The sequence below is a fragment of the Xanthomonas sp. NCPPB 1325 genome (assembly GCF_041477645.2).
Lineage (GTDB): Bacteria > Pseudomonadota > Gammaproteobacteria > Xanthomonadales > Xanthomonadaceae > Xanthomonas > Xanthomonas cannabis.
Window position 1 is genome coordinate 2289380 of record NZ_CM192985.1, and the last position, 20631, is coordinate 2310010.

The window sequence follows — 20631 nt, forward strand, 5'->3', positions numbered from 1 at the left end:
GTTGCGACACCGGCGCGCAACGCTGGCGATGTCGCACTGGTCGAGCGGGCGCGAGAGGGCAGGTGCGCGTCGCCGTCCCCGTTGCGCGGCATGGCCGGGCAGACGCCACCGCGTTCCGCCGCCGCCGCCCGCTTGCTAAACTAACCAGCTTGTTTGCCGGAAGTCCGTCATGATCGAAACCAATCCGATCCGCCAGCGCATCACCGATCTCAACGATCGCGTGCTCTCGCTCAGGGGGTATCTTTGACTACGACGCCAAGAAAGAGCGTCTAGAGGAAGTCAGCCGGGAGCTGGAAAGCCCGGACGTATGGAACGACGCCGAACGTGCCCAGGCCCTGGGACGTGAGCGCTCCATGCTGGAAAAGACCGTCATCGGCATCGCCGACGTGCTGGCCGGCCTGACCGATGCCGGCGATCTGCTCGAGCTGGCCGACAGCGAGCAGGACGAAGACACCGCGGTGGCGGTGATCGCCGATCTGGACAAGTACCAGGCGCACGTGGAAAAGCTGGAATTCCAGCGCATGTTCTCCGGGCAGATGGATGGCGCCAATGCGTTCGTCGACATCCAGGCCGGCGCCGGTGGCACCGAGGCGCAGGACTGGGCCGAAATCCTGTTGCGCATGTACCTGCGCTGGGCCGAGTCGCGCGGCTGGAAGACCGAGCTGATGGAAGTCTCCGGCGGCGAAGTGGCGGGCATCAAGTCGGCCACCGTGCGTATCGAGGGCGAGTACGCCTATGGCTGGCTCAAGACCGAAATTGGCGTGCACCGGCTGGTGCGCAAGTCGCCGTTCGACTCGGACAACCGCCGGCATACCAGCTTCACCTCGGTCTTCGTATCGCCGGAGGTGGACGACAACATCGAGATCGACATCAACCCGGCCGATCTGCGCACCGACGTGTATCGCTCCTCCGGTGCCGGTGGTCAGCACGTCAACAAGACCGAATCGGCCGTGCGTATCACGCACATTCCGACCAACACCGTGGTCGCCTGCCAGACCGGCCGCAGCCAGCACCAGAACCGCGACAACGCGATGAAGATGCTGGCCGCCAAGCTGTACGAGCTGGAAGTGCAGAAGCGCAATGTCGAGCGCGACGCACTGGAAGCGACCAAGTCCGATATCGGCTGGGGCAGCCAGATCCGCAACTACGTGCTCGACCAGAGCCGCATCAAGGATCTGCGCACCGGCATCGAACGCAGCGACACGCAGAAAGTGCTGGACGGCGATCTGGACGAATTCGTCGAGGCCAGCCTGAAGGCGGGTCTGGCAGCGGGTTCCAAACGCCTGGATGCCTGATCGCGGTACGCCGTCGGCATCAAGCTGCCGGCGGCGCGGCATGACGAGGCGGCCTGTGCGCTATGTCCGGGTCGCACGACACCCGCGCTACGGCGGACGATCCAGTCGATCGTCCGCCGTCATCGTCGCACTGTAAAAACAGGAGCCAGCGCTGCCGGCTCCTCACTCCCCACCGGGCACGCGCCCGACCTATCGCAGACCGATTTCCGCCATGACCGAACAGACCCCCGCGCCGCAACTTCCCGTCGACGAGAACAGCCTCATCGCCGAGCGTCGCGCGAAACTGGGCGCGTTGCGCGGCCAGGGCATCGCGTATCCGAACGACTTCGTGCGCGAACACTTCGCCGGTGATCTGCAGGCCGAATTCGCCGATGCGCAGACCTGGACCGCAGAGGCGCTGGAGGCCAGCGGGCGCCCGGTGCGCATGGCCGGCCGCCTGATGGCCAAGCGGGTCATGGGCAAGGCCAGCTTTGCGCAGATTCAGGACGAATCCGGGCGTGTGCAGCTGTTCCTGCAGGGCAATGTGCTCGGCGATGCCTATACCGCCTTCAAGGGCTGGGATGTGGGCGACATCGTGGCAGTGGAGGGTGGGCTCACCCGCACCAAGACCGGCGAGCTGTCGGTCAAGGCCAGCGCGCTGCGCCTGCTGACCAAGTCGCTGCGCCCGCTGCCGGACAAGTGGCATGGCCTGTCGGACGTGGAGCAGCGCTACCGCCAGCGTTACGTCGACCTGATCGTGACCCCCGAGGCGCGCGAGGTCTTCATCAAGCGCTCCAAGATCATCCGCGCGATGCGCGCCTGGCTGGACGCGCGCCGCTTCCTGGAAGTGGAAACGCCGATGATGCATTACATCCCCGGTGGCGCCACGGCCAAGCCGTTCACCACCCACCACAACGCGCTGGACCTGGACCTGTACCTGCGCGTCGCCCCGGAGTTGTACCTCAAGCGCCTGGTGGTCGGTGGCCTGGAGCGCGTCTACGAGATCAACCGCAACTTCCGCAACGAGGGCGTGTCGACCCGGCACAACCCCGAGTTCACCATGCTCGAGCTCTACGAGGCCTATGCCACGTACCACGAGATCATGGATCTGACCGAGCAGGTCATCCGCGACACCGCACAGACGGTGCTGGGCACCACCCAGGTGAGCTGGGACGGCGCCGACATCGATCTGGCGCCGGCTTTCCGGCGCTGGCGCATGGATGAGGCCGTCCGTCACCACAACCCTGAGATCAGCGCCGCCGACTGCACCGACCGCGAGGCGCTGCTGCGCCATTGCGAGCGGCTGAAGATCCGGGTCAAGCCGTCCTACGGCTGGGGCAAGCTGCTGCTGGAGATCTTCGAAGCCACCGTCGAACACACCCTGGTGCAGCCGACCTTCATCACCGACCATCCGGTCGAGGTGTCGCCGCTGGCGCGTTCCAGCGACACCGAGCCGGGGTACACCGATCGCTTCGAGCTCTTCATCAATGGCAAGGAGCTGGCCAACGGCTTCTCCGAACTCAATGACCCCGAAGACCAGGCCGCACGCTTCCAGGCGCAGGTGCAGGCCAAGGACGGCGGCGACGACGAAGCCATGCATTTCGACGCCGATTACATCCGTGCGTTGGAGTACGGCATGGCGCCGACCGGGGGTCTGGGCATCGGTATCGACCGTCTGGTGATGCTGCTGACCGGCAGCACCTCGATCCGTGACGTCCTGCTGTTTCCGTACATGCGGCCGGAAGCCTGACTTTTTTGTGCCAAGCGCGTGCTCACGGCACAGATACTGCATATGCTAGGGCGGAGCCTCGAACGCCGTGACGTTCGGGGGAGTCGACAGAGGGGTCGACGTCATCGCTTTTCCGTTCTCGGGATAGAGGAGCAACGGCTATGCAGGATGTTTTAGGGAGTCCGGACGGCATCGTGTCGGCGGATACATGGGGAAGCTGGGCGGAAAAGGCGGATCTGGGATTGAACATCGTCATTGTCGATGACCAGATGTCTGCGCGGACGATGCTGCGCCATGTCATCGAGGACATTGCGCCGGAACTGAAGGTTTATGATTTCGGCGACCCGCTCGACGCGTTGGCATGGTGCGAGGCCGGCCGCGTGGACCTGTTGCTGCTCGACTACCGCATGCCGGGCATGGATGGTCTGGAGTTCGCGCGGCGGCTGCGCCGGCTGCCCAGTCATCGCGACATTCCAATCATCCTGATCACCATCGTCGGCGACGAGCCGATTCGCCAGGCAGCGCTGGAAGCCGGTGTGATCGACTTTCTGGTCAAGCCGATCCGCCCGCGCGAATTGCGCGCGCGGTGTTCCAACCTGCTGCAGCTGCGCCAGCAGAGCGAAAGCGTCAAGCAACGCGCGCTGTCGCTGGAGCAACGCCTGCTGGCCAGCATGAACGAGGTCGAGGAGCGCGAGCGCGAAACCTTGTCGCGGCTGGCGCGCGCCATCGAGTACCGCGATTCGGGCACCAGCGCGTTCCTGGAGCGCATGTCGCACGTTGCCGGCCTGATCGCCGAGCAACTGGGGTTGTCGGAAGAAGAAGTGCGCATCATCGAGATGGCCGCGCCGCTGCACGACATGGGCAAGATCGCCATTCCCGATGCGGTGCTGCTCAAGCCGGGCAAGCTCACCGACGACGAGATGAGCATCATGAAGCGCCACCCGCGGATCGGCTACGAGCTGCTCAGCGGCAGCCAGAACCGCTTCATCCAGGTCGGCGCCCTGATCGCGCTGCGCCACCACGAGCGCTACGACGGCACCGGCTATCCGGATGGACTGGTCGGCGAAGCGATTCCGCTGGAGGCGCGCATCGTGGCGGTGGCCGACGTGTTCGACGCCTTGCTGTCGCCGCGCCCGTACAAGGAAGCGTGGACGATGGATGCCGCACTGGCCTATCTGTACGCGCAGCGCGGCCGCCTGTTCGATCCGCGCTGCGTGGATGCGTTGCTGCGCGGCCGTGCGCAGCTTGACCAGATCTGCGGGGAATTCTCCACCGCATCGGCGCGACCCGGGGTGTGAGGTGAGGGCGGTGCTCGGCCAGCTGCGGGACCGGCTTGCGCGGCGTCCCGACAGCGAGCATGGCCAGGCGATGGTGCGCATCGTCATGATCCTGCTGATCCTGGCCTACACCCTGGCATTCGCCTCGCACTGGCAATTGCCCCGGCACCAACTGCAATTGCTGCTGGGCATGATCGCAGTCGGGCAGGCTGGGGCGGTGCTGATCTTCGCGTGGATAGTGGTGAGGCCACGGCGCTCGCATCTGCGCCGCACGCTCGGCATGCTGGCCGACTATGGCCTGATCGGTCTGGCCATGACCTGGTTCGGCGCGCCGATGGCCTGCCTGTCGGTGGTATTGCTATGGGTCACCATCGGCAATGGCCTGCGCTTTGGCAGCCATGCCCTGCAGACGGCCACCGCAATGGGTGCGCTCAGTTTCGGTATGACACTTGCCAATAGTGTGTACTGGCAGCAACAACTGGAGCTGGCGATCGCGCTATTGGGTGCGCTGGTCATCATTCCCATGTCATTGTTGCGTCTGTTACACGAGGGCGCGGACGCGTGCGTTGCGCGGTTGCCCCACAGGATCGGCGACGCGGCAGCGACGCACGAACGGATTCCCACACCAGCGACGCCACCGCGCGTCTGAGGCTTCTATGACGTCTCCCTTGCCATGGTTGAAACGACGCCTGTCCGGGCGGGCGGATACGGAACACGCACAAAACCTGATCCGCATCATCATCACCACGTTGTTCATTTCGTACCTGGGCTGGCGCTATCAGCACACCCATGGCGATACCTTGATGGCCACCTGGCTGATCCTGGTCGGCGAGCTGGTGGTGTCGCTGGGCCTGATGGTGGCCATCCTGCTGCGACCGCAGGTCTCGCATACGCGCCGCCTGATCGGCATGCTGCTGGACTACACCTGCACCGGCGCCATCATGGCGATCCAGGGCGAGCCGGCCTCGCCACTGTATGCGGTGTGCATGTGGGTGACCATCGGTAATGGCCTGCGCTATGGCAGCAACTATCTGCGTGCGGCGACCGCGATGGGCAGCCTGTGCTTTCTCAGTGCGATCCTGATCTCGCCGTACTGGAAGGCCAATCCGTATCTCAGCTGGGGCCTGTGGCTGGGCCTGATCGCGGTACCGCTGTATTTCGACTCGCTGCTGCGTGCGATGACCCGCGCCGTGCGCGAGGCGCGCCATGCCAACCAGGCCAAGAGCCGCTTCCTGGCCAACATGAGCCACGAGTTCCGCACCCCCCTCAACGGGTTGTCGGGCATGACCGAAGTGCTAGCGACCACGCGCCTGGACGCGGAGCAGAAGGAATGCCTCAACACCATCCAGGCATCGGCGCGCAGCCTGCTGTCGCTGGTGGAAGAGGTACTGGACATCTCGGCGATCGAAGCCGGCAAGATCCGGATCGATCAGCGCGATTTCTCGCTGCGCGAGCTGATCGGTTCGGTCAGCATGATCCTGCAGCCGCAGGCCAGGACGCGCGGGCTGGACTACGCCATGCAGGTGGCCGCCGACGTGCCGGACCTGCTCAAGGGCGATACCGGCCATCTGCGCCAGGTGCTGCTCAACCTGGTCGGCAATGCGGTCAAGTTCACCGAATACGGGCACGTGCTGCTGCGGGTCACGCGGCTCTCCGGCGGTGCCGAGCAGTCGGTGCGGCTGCGTTTCGAAGTCGAAGACAGCGGCATTGGCGTACCGCTGGACATGCGCCCGCGGCTGTTCGAGGCCTTCGAGCAGGCCGACGTCGGATTGTCGCGACGGTACGAGGGCACCGGGCTGGGCACCACCATCGCCAAGGGCCTGGTGGAGGCGATGGGCGGCAGCATCGGGTTCAGGGAGAACAAGCCCAGCGGTAGCGTGTTCTGGTTCGAGTTGCCGCTGACGATCGGCGAGCCGTCCAGGGCCGCCCCCAGCCGTGCGGCGGCCAGTGCGCTGGAAGAGGTACCCGACGAGCTGGAGGCCTCCAACGTCATCGCCTTCTCCAACCCGTTCCTGCGTCACCGCGCCCGCGTGCGCAGCATGCGCATGCTGGTGGCCGACGACCACGAAGCCAACCGCATGGTGCTGCAGCGCCTGCTGGAAAAGGCAGGGCACAAGGTGCTGTGCGTCAATGGTGCCGAGCAGGTGCTCGATGCCATGGCCGATGAAGACTTCGACGCGGTGATCGTGGATCTGCACATGCCCGGCATGAATGGCCTGGACATGCTCAAGCAACTGCGGGTGATGCAGGCCGGCGGCATGCGCTACACGCCGGTGGTGGTGCTCAGCGCCGATGTGACGCCCGAAGCCATCCGCGGCTGCGAGCAGGCCGGTGCACGCGCCTTCCTGGCCAAACCGGTAGTGGCGGCGAAATTGCTCGACACCCTGGCCGATCTGGCCGTCAGCACGCGCCCGTTGGCGAGCCCGGCCACCACGGTGCAGTTGCCGACCAGTTTCGAAGGCGTGCTGGATGCGAGCGTGCTGGACGAGCTGGCGGCATTGGGCATGGGCGACGAATTCGAACGTCAGTTCGTACGGCAATGCCTGGACGATGCGCAAAACTGCGTGGCTGCGATCGAGCGCGACGGCACGCGCTCGGACTGGGAGCAATTGCGCGAGAGCGCGCATGCGCTACGTGGCGTCGCCAGCAACCTGGGTCTGGCGCAGATGGCCACCAACGGCGGCGAGCTGATGCGCATGGCCGATTGGCAGCTGCAGGCCGAATGGCGGCAGCGGCTGTCCGTGCTGCGTGAGCAATTGACGGCCGGCAAGGATGCACTCGACGCACGCGTGCGAGGCGTCAAGGACGACGAGTGCTCCCCCCGTAGTAGCGAATAGACCGCCGCCGCATCAGCCCGCGTCGAGCCCGGAGCGCCGCGACTGCGCGCGCACCAGGCGGTCCATCGTGCGCAACGATTTCTCGCCGAGCTGCATCGCCGTGTCGACCCAGATCTCGGTGATGCGCATCATCTCCTCCAGCGGCACGGCGGTGGTCATCTCGCGCACCTGCTGCATCGCCGCCCAGGCGTGCGGGGTGCGCTTGCTCTCGCGGATGACCTGTTCCACCGCGGCGACACCCTGGCCGCGCGGCACCACGCGGTCCACCAGCCCCATGCCGAGCAGTTCCTCGGCCGAATACAGATTGCCTTCGAGCATGATCTTCTGCGCCAGCTGCGCGCTGACACGCTGGCACATGAAGGAATAGGCGCCCATGCCCGGGAACAGGTCGAACAGCACTTCGGGCAGCCCCATCATCACACCTTCCTCGGCAATGATGGTGTGGCAGCTCAGCGCCGCTTCGAAGCCCCCGCCCAGCGCATTGCCCTGCACCAGTGCGATGCTGTGCGCACGCGCGTCCAGGCCGACGTGGAAGGCATGCACGCCGCGCACGCAGCGCTGCGCGTAGTCGAGCAGGCGCGCGCGGTCGCCTTCGCGAATCAGCTGGCAGAACAGGGCCAGGTCGCCGCCGAGATTGAATACGTCGCTGTCCGAGGCCAGCACCACGTGCGGCGCCAGGACGCCGGCGGTGGTGAGGCGCTGGCCCAGGTTGGTCTGATAGCCGGTGATGTCGTCGACCAGGCGCGTCGAAAAGCAGGCGCGCCCCGGGTTGATGGCCAGGTCGGCATGCATATGGATCCAGTACACGTCACGCTGCGGTTCTTCGATGATGCGGAGGGTGGAGCCGATGTTGGTGCGAATGAAGGGTTGAACTGCAGACATGGTGATTCTCCGTGAAGACCGTCCGGCCGGCTGCCTTGCGGACGGAGAAAAGGGTGAACGCCTGAGCGTGCGCCGACATCCGATTCTATGCGTGCAAAAGCGAACGCCCGCAAGGCCTTGCGGCGTTGCGGGCGTGCCTGGAGGCTGAACGCCCCGGTCGATCACGGTGTTGCGGGCTTATGCCTTGGGCGCATCCCGCAGTTCGCGGCGCAGGATCTTGCCGACGTTGGTTTTCGGCAGTTCCTTGCGGAACTCGATCACCCTGGGCTGCTTGTAGCCGGTCAGGTTGGCACGGCAATGCGCCTTCACGTCCTCGGCGGTCAGGGCGGGGTCCTTCTTCACGATCACGGCCTTGACGATTTCGCCGGATTTTTCATCCGGCACGCCGACCGCTGCCACTTCCAGCACGCCGGGCAGGGTGGCGATCACGTCTTCGATCTCGTTCGGGTAAACGTTGAAGCCGGACACCAGAATCATGTCCTTCTTGCGGTCGACGATGTAGACAAAGCCACGTTCGTCCATGCGCGCGATGTCGCCGGTGTGCAGCCAGCCCTCGTCGTCCATCACCTTGGCGGTTTCGTCGGGCTTCTTCCAATAGCCCTTCATCACCTGCGGGCCCTTGATGCACAACTCGCCGATCTCGCCGACCGGCAGCGCCATGCCGGCGTCGTCCTTGATGCAGGCATCGGTGGACGGAATCGGCAGGCCGATCGCGCCGTTGTAGTCCTTCAGGTCCATCGGGTTGATGCAGGCGGCCGGCGAGGTTTCGGTCAGGCCATAGGCCTCGACCAGGGTCAGCCCGGTCACCTTCTTCCAGCGTTCGGCCACCGAGCGCTGTACGGCCATGCCGCCGCCCAGGGTCATCTTGAGCGAGGAAAAATCGACCTGATCGAAGCCGGGCGTATTGAGCAGTCCGTTGAACAGCGTGTTGACGCCGGTGAAGGCGGTGAAGCGGGTCTTCTTCAGTTCCTTGACGAAGCCGGGCATGTCGCGCGGATTGCTGATCAGGTGATTGCAGCCGCCGATCTTCATGAAGACCAGGCCGTTCGCCGTCAAGGCGAAGATGTGGTACAGCGGCAGCGCGGTGATGACCACCTCGTTGCCTTCCTCCATCTTGCCGGTGCCGGCCAGCCACTGGTGCGCCTGCTGCATGTTGGCCACCAAGTTGCGGTGGGTCAGCATCGCGCCCTTTGCCACGCCGGTGGTGCCGCCGGTGTATTGCAGGAACGCGATGTCGTCCGCCTCGATCTGCAGGGTCGGTACCTTGTGCTTGCGGCCCAGCGCCAGCGCCTCGCGGAAGCGGATCGCGCCCTTGATGCGGTACTCCGGCACCAGTTTCTTGACGTACTTGACGACGAAGTTGACCAGTGCGGCCTTTGGAAAGCCCAGCATGTCGCCCAGGCCGGTGGTGATCACCTGCTTGACCTGCGTGTCGGCGATGACCTGCTGCACGGTGGTGCCGAAGTTGTCGATGACCACCAGCACGCTGGCACCGGAGTCGATCAGCTGATGCTTCAACTCACGCGGTGTGTAGAGCGGATTGACGTTCACCACGGTCAGGCCGGCACGCAGGATGCCGAAGGTGGCGATCGGGTATTGCAGGCAGTTGGGCATCATCAGGGCGACGCGGTCGCCTTTCTTGAGCTGCAGCTCGCCCAGCAGATAGGCAGCAAACTGGTCGACCAGCTGATCGGCCTGCCGGTAGGTGATGGTCTTGCCGAAGCTGTGATACGCAGGACGATCGGCAAAGCGGCTGACCGAGGTCGCAAACACCTCGGCGACCGTGCGGAACTGCTCCAGATCGATCTCGGCGGCGACGCCGGCCGGATAACTTTGCAACCAAGGACGTGCCTGATTCATCTGCCCCCCTCCAGGGTGTTCTCGACGCGCCGCAGTGTGTTCCACGGCGTGACAACAACTGGCAGCATACCGTCATGAATGGAAAAGGCGAAGCGTGATGCAGGGCAGGATTCACTGGCGGCAGTGGCTGCCGGTGCTTGCGTGGACCGTGCTGCTTTGTGGATGTGCACGTCCTGCGCCGGAGCAGCGCGTTCGGCAACGCGTGGCGCAGATGCAGGCGGCAATCGAGGCACGCGATGTCGGCGAGGCGATGCAGCTAGTGGCGGCCGATTTCGTGGGTGAGCAGGGCCTGGACACGGCCGGCCTGCGTCGCATGCTGCAGCTGCTGGGCAACCGCAAGATCGGCCTCACCCTGGGGCCGACGGACGTGCGACTGCAAGGCACGACGGCAACCGCCAGCTTCACCGCGCTGGTCACCGGGGGCGATGGGCGCTGGGTGCCCGAGCAGGCGCAGACCTACCAGGTGACGACCGGATGGCGCCTGCAGGACGGCGACTGGCAGCTCTATCACGCGCAATGGGCACCGGCGGGCCGGTAAGCCTGCTGTGCGTGTGCCGCATGACGCCACACGTTGCCGCCACCGCCTTCGCTATCGCACGTTGGCGGTTGCGTCGCGTCCGCTGCCTGGGCGGGCGTCAGTGAAGGGGTGCGTCGTGGGCGCCGATGCCCAGCGCTGCCTGCATGCCGATGCAGGGCCGTGCGCGGGCGCCCAGGCGCGTTGGGTATGACTGGCGACTGCAGTAAACGGAGCAGGTGTCGCCGGGCGCGCGAATGCGCCGACGCCGGAGCGGGCCAACCCAGAGACGACATTCCCGCCAGCAGGCGGGAATGTCGGGGGCAACACGCGCTGGAAGGGGCGTTACGCCGCCTTGCGCGCAGCCAGTTGACGCAGCACGTACTGCAGCAGGCCGCCGTGCTTGAAGTACTCCACTTCCTTGGGTGTGAGCAGCAGCACCTTGACCTGGAACTGCTTGACGCTGCCGTCGGACTTCTTGGCATCCACCGTGGCACGGCGGCTGGCGCCGTCCTGCAGGCCGGTGATGTCCAGCACTTCCGAACCATCCAGGCCCAGCGTCTGGGCGTTTTCGTTTTCCAGGAACTGCAGCGGCAGCACGCCCATGCCGACCAGGTTGGAGCGATGGATGCGCTCGAAGCTCTCGGCAATCACTGCCTTGACCCCAAGCAGGTTGGTGCCCTTGGCCGCCCAGTCGCGCGAGGAGCCGGTGCCGTATTCCTTGCCCGCCAGCACCACCAGCGGCACGCCATCGGCCTTGTACTTCATCGCCGCATCGTAGATCGCCAGCTTTTCCGGCTGGCCACCATCGGCGGGGTAGTACAGCGTGTTGCCGCCTTCTTCGCCACCGAACATCAGGTTCTTGATGCGGATGTTGGCGAAGGTGCCACGCACCATCACATCGTCGTTGCCGCGGCGGCTGCCGTAGCTGTTGAAGTCGGCCGGCTGCACGCCGCGTTCCTGCAGGAAGCGGCCTGCGGGCGAATCCTTCTTGATGTTGCCGGCCGGGGAGATGTGGTCGGTGGTGATCGAGTCGCCGAACAGGCCCATGATGCGTGCGCCGTGCACGTCGTCCACGTTGCCCACCTGCATGGTCATGCCGTCGAAGTAGGGCGGGTTCTTGATGTAGGTGGACGCGGCGTCCCACTCGTACAAGGCACCATCGGGGGAGGCAATCGTGTTCCAGCGCGTGTCGCCCTTGAACACGTCGGCGTAGTTCTGCTTGAACATCTCCGGGCCGACGGTGGCGGCGATGGTGTCGCCGATTTCCTTGTTGCTCGGCCAGATGTCGCGCAGGTACACCGGCTGCCCGTCGCTGCCGGTGCCCAGCGGCTCGGTGGTGAGGTCGATATCGGTGGTGCCGGCGATCGCGTAGGCCACCACCAGCGGCGGCGAAGCGAGGTAGTTCATCTTGACTTCGGGATGCACGCGGCCTTCGAAGTTGCGGTTGCCCGACAACACCGATGCCACCACTAGATCGTCCTTGGCGATCGCTGCAGACACATCTTCCGGCAGTGGGCCGGAGTTGCCGATGCAGGTGGTGCAGCCATAGCCGACCACGTAGAAGCCGAGTTTTTCCAGATCGGCGAGCACGCCGGCCTTGCTCAGATAATCGGTGACCACGCGCGAGCCTGGCCCGAGCGAGGTCTTCACCCACGGCTGTGCTTTCAGCCCCTTGGCCGCCGCGTTACGTGCGAGCAGGCCGGCGCCCAGCATCACTGCCGGATTGGAGGTGTTGGTGCAGGAGGTGATGGCGGCGATGACCACCGAACCATCGCGCAGCTGCCAGCCGACGCCGCTGTCGCTGGCATGCTCGGCCTGCGCGGCCTTGGCGCCGACCGCGGTACCACCGCCGCCTTCGTTCTTCAGGCGGTCTTCCTGCTTGAGATCGGTCAGCTTCTTGCTGCGTGCCTCGGCGAACGGCTTGAGACTTTCGCGAAAGTTGGACTGCATGTCTTCCAGCAGCACCCGGTCCTGCGGGCGCTTGGGGCCGGCCAGCGACGGTTTGACCTCGGCCATGTCCAGCTCCAGCGTGGCGCTGTACTGGGCGGGCGGGGTGTTGGCGTCGTGCCACAGGCCTTGCGCCTTGGCATAGGCTTCCACCAGGGCAATCTGCTCCTCGCTGCGACCGGACAGGCGCAGGTAGGTCAGCGATTCGTCGTCGACCGGGAAGATGCCGCAGGTGGCGCCGTATTCCGGTGCCATGTTGCCGATGGTGGCGCGGTCGGCCAGCGGCAGGTGCTGCAGGCCTTCGCCGTAGAACTCGACGAACTTGCCGACCACGCCGGCCTTGCGCAGCATCTGGGTAACGGTGAGTACCAGGTCGGTGGCGGTGGCGCCTTCGGGCAGCTTGCCGCTGAGCTTGAAGCCAACCACCTGCGGAATCAGCATCGACGAGGGCTGGCCCAGCATCGCGGCCTCGGCCTCGATACCGCCCACGCCCCAGCCCAGCACGCCGATGCCATTGATCATGGTGGTGTGGCTGTCGGTGCCGAACACGGTGTCGGGATAGGCGATCCGGGTGCCGTCCTTGTCCGCGCTCATCACCACACGCGCGAGATTTTCCAGATTCACCTGGTGGACGATGCCGGTATTGGGCGGCACCACCTTGAAGTTTTCGAAGGCCTTCTGACCCCAACGCAGGAAGCCGTAGCGTTCCTGGTTGCGCTGGAATTCGATCTTGCCGTTGAGGTCGAGCGCGTCGGGCTTGCCGAACACGTCCACCTGCACCGAGTGGTCGATGACCAGTTCGGAGGGGATCTGCGGGTTGATCTGGTCGGCGTTGCCGCCCAGCTTGACCACTGCGTCGCGCATTGCCGCCAGGTCGACCACGCAGGGCACGCCGGTGAAATCCTGCAGCACCACGCGCGCGGGCATGAAGGCGATTTCGATATCGGGTTCTGCCTTGGGGTCCCACTTGGCGACCGCTTCGATATGGTCCTTGCCGACGGTCACGCCACCGTCTTCGTGCCGGAGCAGATTCTCCAGCAGGATCTTCATCGAGTAGGGCAGGTGGCCGATGTCGAAGCGTTCGCCCAGCTTCGGCAGGCTGTAGTACTCATAGCGTTTGCCGTGGACCTCAAGCGAGGTGCGAGTGGAAAAGGAATCGCTCATGCGTCACTCCTATGGCGTCTAAGGCTTTAGGTAGGCGCCCATTCTGAGCGATTCAGTGTGTACGCACGGTGTGTCCGGGGCGATCTGCAAGCTTGAGTACGACATCGCAAGTACGTATCATATGTGCATACTTTCTGGAGCATGCTCATGGAAGCCACCGTTGCCGAACGCGGACAGATCACCCTGCCCAAGGCCGTGCGCGACGCCCTGGGCCTGACCAAGGGCACCACGCTGAAGATCGAGCTCGACGGCGGGCGCATCATCCTGCGCAAGGACGTCAGCGAAGCGCTGCGCAAGGTGCGCGGCAAGTTCAAGCTGGTCGACGGCCTGACCAGCACCGATGAGGCCATGCGCGCCATCCGTGGCCGCGCCCCCGGGGACCCATTCGACCCATGATCGCCCTGGATTCCTCGGTGCTGCTCGATATCTTGATCGGCGACCCGGTCTACGGCGAGGTGTCGGAGATCTGCATCGGCGATGCGCTGGCGCGCGATGAAGTGGTGGTCTGCGATGCGGTGGTGGCCGAAGTGCTGGCCATGCTCGACACCCAGGTCGACCTGATGGAAACCCTGGCCTCGATCGGCGTGCGTTACGAAGCCACCCAGGAAGCGGCAGCGGTGCGCGCCGGCCACATGAACAAGCGGTTTCGCGCGCGCGGCGGCAAACGCGAGCGGGTGGTGGCGGATTTTTTGATCGGCGCCCACGCGATGCTCCAGTGCGATGGCTTGATTACCCGCGACGAGGGCTTTTTCCGCGACTACTTCAAGGGTTTGAAGATCACCGTGCCCAAACCCGTTGCCTGATCCACGTCTTCTGATCCACGTCTGACGTTTTTACACATTCACTGCTGTCCTTTTGGAGAACCCGCATGTTGGAAGCCTACCGCCACCACGTTGCAGAGCGCGCCGCGCTCGGTATCCCGCCACTGCCGCTGACCGCGCAGCAGACCGCCGAAGTCATCGAGCTGTTGAAGGCACCGCCAGCGGGCGAAGAGGAGTTCCTGGTCGAACTGCTCAGCCAGCGCGTGCCGGCCGGCGTCGACGACGCGGCCAAGGTCAAGGCCTCGTACCTGGCCGCGGTCGCCTTCGGCACCGAAAAAACGGCACTGATCAGCCCCACGCGTGCCACCGAGCTGCTCGGCACCATGCTGGGCGGCTACAACATCCAGCCGCTGATCGACCTGCTGGACAACGCCGAGCTGGGCGCCACCGCGGCCGACGCGCTCAAGCACACCTTGCTGGTGTTCGACGCCTTCCACGACGTGCAGGAAAAGGCCGAAGCCGGCAACGCGCACGCCAAGGCCGTGCTGCAGAGCTGGGCCGATGCCGAGTGGTTCACCAGCAAGCCGGAAGTGCCGCAGAGCATGACCGTCACCGTGTTCAAGGTGCCGGGCGAAACCAACACCGACGACCTGTCGCCGGCACCGGATGCGACCACGCGCCCGGACATCCCGCTGCACGCACTGGCGATGCTCAAGAATGCCCGCGAAGGCGCAGCGTTCGTGCCGGAAGAAGACGGCAAGCGCGGCCCGATCCAGGCCATTGCCGATCTCAAGGACAAGGGTCACCTGGTGGCCTATGTGGGCGACGTGGTCGGCACCGGTTCTTCGCGCAAGTCGGCGACCAACTCGGTGCTGTGGTGGACCGGCGAAGACATTCCGTACATCCCGAACAAGCGCTTCGGCGGCGTGTGCCTGGGTAGCAAGATCGCGCCGATCTTCTATAACACCATGGAAGACGCCGGCGCACTGCCGATCGAGCTGGACGTGTCGCAGATGGAACATGGCGACGTGGTCGAGCTGCGTCCGTACGACGGCAAGGCGCTGAAGAACGGGCAGGTGATCGCCGAGTTCGCGATGAAGTCGGACGTGCTGTTCGACGAAGTGCGCGCCGGTGGCCGCATTCCGCTGATCGTCGGCCGTGGCCTCACCGCCAAGGCGCGCGAATTTCTCGGCCTGCCGGCGTCGGACCTGTTCCGCCTGCCGATGGACCCGCCGGACACCGGCAAGGGCTTCTCGCTGGCGCAGAAGATGGTCGGCCGCGCCTGTGGCCTGCCGGAAGGCCAGGGCATGCGCCCGGGCACCTATTGCGAGCCGAAGATGACCTCGGTGGGCTCGCAGGACACCACTGGCCCGATGACTCGCGACGAGCTGAAGGACCTGGCCTGCCTGGGCTTCTCCTCGGACCTGGTGATGCAGTCGTTCTGCCACACCGCGGCCTACCCGAAGCCGGTGGACGTCAAGACCCACCACACCCTGCCGGAATTCATCTCCACCCGTGGCGGCGTGTCGCTGCGTCCGGGCGACGGCGTGATCCACAGCTGGCTCAACCGCATGCTGCTGCCCGACACCGTGGGCACCGGCGGCGACTCGCATACCCGTTTCCCGATCGGTATTTCGTTCCCGGCCGGCTCCGGCCTGGTGGCCTTCGCGGCCGCCACCGGCGTGATGCCGCTGGACATGCCCGAGAGCGTGCTGGTGCGCTTCAAGGGTGAGATGCAGCCGGGCGTGACCTTGCGCGACCTGGTCAACGCGATCCCGCTGTATGCAATCAAGGACGGTCTGTTGACCGTGGCCAAGCAAGGCAAGAAGAACATCTTCTCCGGCCGCATCCTGGAAATCGAAGGGCTGCCGAACCTGAAGGTGGAGCAGGCCTTCGAACTGTCCGACGCCTCGGCCGAGCGTTCGGCGGCAGGTTGCACCGTGCACCTGGACAAGGCGCCGATCATCGAATACCTGACCAGCAACATCACCCTGCTGCGCTGGATGATTGCCGAAGGCTATGCCGATGCGCGCACGCTGGGCCGCCGCATCAAGAAGATGGAAGAGTGGCTGGCCGACCCGCAGCTGCTGCAGCCCGATGCCGATGCCGAATACGCCGCGGTCATCGAGATCGACCTGGCCGATATCGTTGAACCGATCGTGGCGTGCCCGAACGACCCGGACGACGTCAAGACGCTGTCCGAGGTGGCCGGTGCGGCGATCGACGAGGTGTTCATCGGTTCGTGCATGACCAACATCGGCCACTTCCGTGCCGCCGCCAAGTTGCTGGAAGGCAAGCGCGACATCCCGACCCGGTTGTGGGTGGCACCGCCGACCAAGATGGACGCCTCCGAGCTCACCAAGGAAGGCCATTACGGCACCTTCGGCGCGGCCGGCGCACGCATGGAAATGCCCGGCTGCTCGCTGTGCATGGGCAACCAGGCGCAGGCACGCGAGGGCGCCACGGTGTTCTCCACCTCCACGCGTAACTTCCCCAACCGCCTGGGCCGCAACACCAATGTATACCTGGGCTCGGCGGAGCTGGCGGCGATCTGCTCGCGCCTGGGCCGGATTCCGACCAAGGAGGAGTACATGGCCGACGTGGGCGTGATCAAGACCAGTGGCGAGCAGATCTACCGCTACATGAACTTCGATCAGATCCAGGAGTATCAGGGCGTTGCGGAGACCGTCGCGGCCTGATGCCGTCACGGGTGTGTGTTGTCCCGAAATGCCCGGCACTGCCGGGCATTTCGCTTTTTGCGCGTTGGCTTCGCGTTGCATCCACGATGACGGGCGATAAGGCAACCAGCAGCTGACTGACGTGGCGCATTGCAACAAAAATCTGAAGTCGGGGGAGCTAGTGTCCGGCACTTCCCCACTTACCTTCGATGCCATGCCCACTTGCACGATCGCTGGTCAACCATTGCACTACGCACAATACGGCCAGGGCTTTCCGGTCCTGCTCGGCCACAGCTACCTCTGGGATGCGGCCATGTGGGAGCCGCAGATCCAGGTCCTGTCGCAGCACTACCAGGTCATCGTTCCGGAGCTCTGGGGCCACGGACAATCGGGCGGATTGCCCGACCAGACCCGGGGCATCGACGACCTGGCGCGGCAGATGCTTGGCCTGCTGGATGCGCTGCAGCTGCCGCAGTGCGCAGTGGTGGGCTTGTCGGTTGGCGGCATGTGGGGCGCTGAGCTGGCGTTGCTGGCGCCGGAGCGTGTCCGCAGCCTGGTGTTGATGGACACTTTCCTCGGTGCCGAGCCGCAGGCCACGCGGACGCGTTACTTCGGCATGCTCGATGCGATCGAGGCGGCGGGGCAGGTGACGCCTGCGCTGATCGAGGCGATCGTGCCGATCTTCTTCCGTCCGGGGATCGATCTGACCTCGGCGTTGCCGGCTGCGTTTGCGCAGCGCCTGGCACAGCTTTCGGTCGAGCAGTTGCGTGCCTCGATCGTGCCGCTCGGGCGGCTGATCTTCGGGCGGGCCGATCGCCTGGACGCGCTGTCTGCACTGGATCCGGCACGCACTTTCTTGCTCGGCGGCGATGCCGATGTGGCACGCCCGCCGGAAGAGGTGTGGATGATGGCCGAGGCGATCTGTTGCGATTACGAACTGGTGCCCGATGCCGGGCATATCGCCTCGTTGGAAAACCCGGCGTTCGTCAATGCGCAGTTGCTGGGATGGTTGAAGCGTACGTTGCACTGAGCGTGGACGTTGCGGTGATGCTTGAGTAATTGAGTGAGTGCGGGATGCAGCCCGTACCCTGACCCCTCAACCCCCGCTCCGCGCCCGGCCCGCGCTTGCGGCGCGGGCGCTCCGAGGCACGCGCTCCAGTGACGCGCAAGCCGTGCCTTCTCGCTCCGATGGGAGAGGGGCTAACTCCCTTCTCCCATTGGGACATTGTCCTCCTTCATGGGGGAGAAGGTGGCGCGCAGCGGCGGATAAGGGGACGGGTGACTCGGGTACCGCCAGCCGCCGGGGCAGCAACCCGCTAAGGCTGCGCGCCCAGCCAGGCTTCCAGTGCGGCAGCCGGCAACGGGCGCGAGAACAGATAGCCTTGCAGCACCTCGCACCCCAGGTCGGCGAGAAACAGGCGCTGGGCCTCGTTTTCGACCCCTTCGGCCACCACGTGCTTACGCAGGTGCTCGCCGATGCGCAGCACCGAGGTGGTGAGTGCGCGCGCGTCCTCGCTGTGTTCGATGTCGCGTACGAAGCTCATGTCCAGCTTGAGTTCGTCGATCGGCAGGCGATGCAGGTGGCTGAGGCTGGAGTAGCCGGTGCCGAAGTCGTCCAGCGACAGCGAAATGCCGGCTTCGCGGATCGCGTGCAGGTTGTCCAGCACGCCGGACTGCCCGGAAAGCATCACGCTCTCGGTCAGCTCCAGGGTCAGGTCGGACGGTTGCACGCCGGTATCGGCCATCAGCCGGAGCAGGTCGGGCAGCATGCGCGGGCTTTCGAAGCCGCTGGCCGACAGGTTGACCGAGACGCGCGCCACCGGCACGCCGCGTTGGCGCCAGTCGGCCACCTGTTCGCAGGCGTGGCGCAGCACCCAGTCGTTGAGCTGCGGCATCATGCCTTGCTCTTCGGCCACCGGCAGGAACCGCGCCGGCGAGATCGCGCCCAACTGCGGGTGGTTCCAACGCAGCAGCGCTTCCACGCCATACAGTGCGTGCGGTGCGGCGCTATGCATCTGCGGCTGGTAATGCAGCTGCAGCTGACCGCGACCGATGGCCTGCCGCAGCTCCGCTTCCAGCGCCACGCGCTCCTGCGCCATGCGATTCATGTCGGAACTGAAGAAACGAAAGCGTCCGCCGCCTTCCTTCTTGGCGCGATTCATCGCCAGATCCGCGTGCCGCAGCAGGATGTTGATGTCGCGCCCGTCCTCAGGAAACATCGCCACCCCGATGCTGGCCGACGGATGCACGGTCATGTGGCCGACCGATAGCGGGCCGGCGATGGTGCCCAGCACGCGTTCGGCCGCGGCACTGGCCTGTTCGGCGCTGCATTGCGGCAGGGCCAACGCAAATTCATCGCCAGCCAGACGCGCCAGCATGGCGGTGGCGGCCAGCTGGTCGGCGATGCGCAGCGCGATATCGCGCAGCAGGCCATCGCCGGCCGCATGGCCCTGGCTGTCGTTGATCAGCTTGAAGCGGTCGATGTTGATGAACATCAAGGTGGCCGGCTCGCCGGCATATTCGGCCTGGGTCAGCGCCTGCTCGGCGCGTGCGCTGAACATGATGCGGTTGGGCAGGCCGGTCAGCGCGTCATAGAACGCGAGTTGATGCACGCGCTGGCGGATCTGCTCGCGCTCCAGTGCCAGGGTGCACAGCTGCTGGCACAGCTCGGTGAGCCGCACATGCCAGGCGTCGGCGCGTTGCGGCTTGCGGTAATACAGCGCGAAGGTGCCCAGCACGCGCGCGCTGTTGGAACGGATCGGCGTGCTCCAGCAGGCACGCAGGCCCATCGGGAGCAGTGTCTGCCGATACGGCGCAAACAGCGGGTCGGTGGCGATGTCTTCCACCATCACCGCGCGGCCACGCCAGGCGGCGGTGCCGCAGGCACCGGCAGTCGGCGCGATCTTCAGGCCGTTGACTGCATCGGCGTATTCGGGGGGCAGGCTGGGCGCGGCCAGCGAATGCAGGCAGCCCTGATTGTCGGCGCTCATCACGGTCGCAATCACATCCGGTGCGATGCGTTCGACTTCGGTGCAGATCAACGTCATCACTTCGATCAGCGGACGCTCCTGCACCAGCGCTTCGAGCACGCGATGCTGCAGCACCTCGTGCATCTTGGTATCGGTGATGTCGGTCAGCACCGCGACGTAGTGCGAGGGGTTGTGCCGGGCGTCGTAGATCGGATTGAAGTTGAGCGAAATCCACAGCGGGGTGCCGTCCTTGCGGTACACCAGCAGGTCGGCACGGGTGTGCTGCAGGGCATCGGCGCGGTCGCGGATGCGTGCGACTTCACTCTGGTCGCTTTGCGCACGCGTCAGCACGTCGGACGGACGCTGGCCGACCAGTTCGGCTTCGGTGTAGCCGAACATGCGCTGGAAGCCGTCGTTGGCATACAGCAGGCGCGATTGCAGATCGCAAATCAGGATGGCGCTGCTGCTGCCGTCCAGCGCCTCGGCCAACAGGCGTGAGCGGCGGGCGTCCGGATGCTCACCCGGCATGGCCATGCCGGCGGTGACCGGGCCGTGCGGGATGGCGCCTGGCGTCAGCGCACGCGTGGCAGCGCCATCGCCGGCTGCATCGAGCGGCAGCGTTTCCACGGCGAACGCCGGTATCGTTGCCCTCGCATCCTCCACTGTCGGCAAGACAGTGGCCGGTTCACCGAAACGCGGCAGATCGGTCGGGCGCGGGGGCAGGGGGCACATGGGC

General features: G+C 65.4%; 14 protein-coding genes. 10 read left to right on the forward strand and 4 right to left on the reverse strand.

The window, feature by feature from the left end; translation table 11 throughout:
• The first annotated feature begins 169 nt into the window (after positions 1-169).
• The 5 genes from prfB (at position 170) to rpfC (ending at position 7117) form a co-directional block, all read left to right on the forward strand.
• Positions 170-1295, forward strand: a protein-coding gene (prfB, locus tag ACCQ10_RS09810; protein WP_104581439.1) for a peptide chain release factor 2 whose coding sequence is annotated in 2 segments (ribosomal slippage) — positions 170-244 and positions 246-1295 — 1125 coding nt in all. Because the reading frame shifts where the segments join, the coding sequence is not laid out codon by codon here.
• A gap of 211 nt (positions 1296-1506) precedes the next feature.
• Positions 1507-3024 carry a lysine--tRNA ligase gene (lysS, locus tag ACCQ10_RS09815; protein WP_372362949.1) on the forward strand — a complete coding sequence of 506 codons (1518 nt, stop codon included), beginning with the start codon at positions 1507-1509 and terminating at the stop codon, positions 3022-3024.
• Between the two features lie 140 nt (positions 3025-3164).
• Positions 3165-4301, forward strand: a complete 1137-nt coding sequence (gene rpfG, locus ACCQ10_RS09820) for a cyclic di-GMP phosphodiesterase response regulator RpfG (protein ID WP_047696230.1) — start codon at positions 3165-3167, stop codon at positions 4299-4301.
• Positions 4302-4311: 10 nt separating this feature from the next.
• Positions 4312-4929 (forward strand): hypothetical protein, encoded by a 618-nt coding sequence (locus tag ACCQ10_RS09825; RefSeq protein ID WP_039564540.1) that lies wholly within the window; start codon positions 4312-4314, stop codon positions 4927-4929.
• Positions 4930-4936: 7 nt separating this feature from the next.
• Complete coding sequence (rpfC, locus tag ACCQ10_RS09830) at positions 4937-7117, forward strand: sensor histidine kinase RpfC (protein WP_372362950.1); 2181 nt, start codon at positions 4937-4939, stop codon at positions 7115-7117.
• A 12-nt stretch (positions 7118-7129) separates the two neighbouring features.
• Here rpfC and rpfF read toward each other — a convergent pair whose 3' ends face one another.
• Together rpfF and rpfB are read right to left on the reverse strand one after the other, a co-directional pair.
• The gene (gene rpfF, locus ACCQ10_RS09835) at positions 7130-7999 is read right to left on the reverse strand and encodes a diffusible signal factor synthase RpfF (RefSeq protein WP_372362951.1); all 870 of its coding nucleotides are present in this window, start codon (positions 7997-7999) and stop codon (positions 7130-7132) included.
• 177 nt (positions 8000-8176) lie between these two features.
• Positions 8177-9859, reverse strand: coding sequence for a fatty acyl-CoA ligase RpfB (gene rpfB / locus ACCQ10_RS09840; protein ID WP_372362952.1), 1683 nt, complete (start codon positions 9857-9859; stop codon positions 8177-8179).
• A 97-nt stretch (positions 9860-9956) separates the two neighbouring features.
• Here rpfB and ACCQ10_RS09845 point away from each other — a divergent pair, with 97 nt between their 5' ends.
• Entirely contained in the window at positions 9957-10397 is a 441-nt protein-coding gene (locus ACCQ10_RS09845; RefSeq protein ID WP_372362953.1) for a Cif family virulence factor, read from the forward strand.
• Between the two features lie 321 nt (positions 10398-10718).
• On the opposite strand, the gene acnA is transcribed toward ACCQ10_RS09845, so the two are convergent.
• Positions 10719-13487: an aconitate hydratase AcnA gene (acnA, locus tag ACCQ10_RS09850; protein WP_372362954.1), complete on the reverse strand. Its 2769-nt coding sequence runs from the start codon at positions 13485-13487 to the stop codon at positions 10719-10721.
• A 147-nt stretch (positions 13488-13634) separates the two neighbouring features.
• Between acnA and ACCQ10_RS09855 the strand changes: the two genes are divergently transcribed.
• From ACCQ10_RS09855 to ACCQ10_RS09870, 4 genes are all read left to right on the forward strand, one after another.
• Positions 13635-13883: an AbrB/MazE/SpoVT family DNA-binding domain-containing protein gene (locus tag ACCQ10_RS09855; protein ID WP_016903180.1), complete on the forward strand. Its 249-nt coding sequence runs from the start codon at positions 13635-13637 to the stop codon at positions 13881-13883.
• The gene (locus tag ACCQ10_RS09860; protein ID WP_011259444.1) at positions 13880-14290 is read left to right on the forward strand and encodes a type II toxin-antitoxin system VapC family toxin; all 411 of its coding nucleotides are present in this window, start codon (positions 13880-13882) and stop codon (positions 14288-14290) included. The genes ACCQ10_RS09855 and ACCQ10_RS09860 overlap by 4 nt, the downstream gene beginning before the upstream one ends.
• Before the next feature lie 65 nt (positions 14291-14355).
• On the forward strand, positions 14356-16947 hold the full coding sequence (gene acnB, locus ACCQ10_RS09865) for a bifunctional aconitate hydratase 2/2-methylisocitrate dehydratase (RefSeq protein WP_372362955.1): 2592 nt from the start codon (positions 14356-14358) through the stop codon (positions 16945-16947).
• Positions 16948-17140: 193 nt separating this feature from the next.
• Positions 17141-17956, forward strand: coding sequence for an alpha/beta fold hydrolase (locus ACCQ10_RS09870; RefSeq protein ID WP_039564519.1), 816 nt, complete (start codon positions 17141-17143; stop codon positions 17954-17956).
• A 286-nt stretch (positions 17957-18242) separates the two neighbouring features.
• Here the strand turns inward: ACCQ10_RS09870 and ACCQ10_RS09875 are convergent, their stop codons facing one another.
• Positions 18243-20627 (reverse strand): EAL domain-containing protein, encoded by a 2385-nt coding sequence (locus ACCQ10_RS09875; RefSeq protein WP_372362956.1) that lies wholly within the window; start codon positions 20625-20627, stop codon positions 18243-18245.
• Positions 20628-20631: the final 4 nt, after the last annotated feature.